Below are 329 nucleotides of genomic sequence, written 5' to 3'. Positions count from 1 at the left end.
TGCTCGACACGTACGGCGGCACGCGGATCGTTCACGGTCACAGCCCGATCCCCTACCTGCTGGGCGAGGTCGGCTCGGGGGACGGCCAGGGCTCGTCGGGTCCGCCGGGGGGGACGAGCGGGGGCGGGTGGACCTCCCCCATGGGGTGGGGGCGGGCCTTCCCCGGGGGGTGGGGGTCCGGGAGAGGGTCCTTGCGGGTCTTTTGCCCGCCGTTGAGCAGGCAGTCCGCCTGGAAGGTGGCGGGGCCCGGACCGGAGTTGACGGGAGTGTCGCCGAACCGCTTGGCGCCGAGCAGCAGCAGCTCGTGGTTGCCCATGAGGGCCTTGCAG

General features: G+C 73.6%; 1 pseudogene. It reads right to left on the bottom strand.

Annotation, left to right across the window (positions count from 1 at the left end):
• Window positions 1-52 precede the first annotated feature (52 nt).
• A pseudogene (locus TN53_RS49765) lies at window positions 53-329 on the bottom strand (hypothetical protein); the annotation flags it as partial.

The sequence above is a fragment of the Streptomyces sp. WM6386 genome (genome assembly GCF_000972385.1).
Classification (GTDB): domain Bacteria; phylum Actinomycetota; class Actinomycetes; order Streptomycetales; family Streptomycetaceae; genus Streptomyces.
Note: the sequence above shows the minus strand (reverse complement) of the source record. Positions and strands in the feature narration are given on the sequence as shown.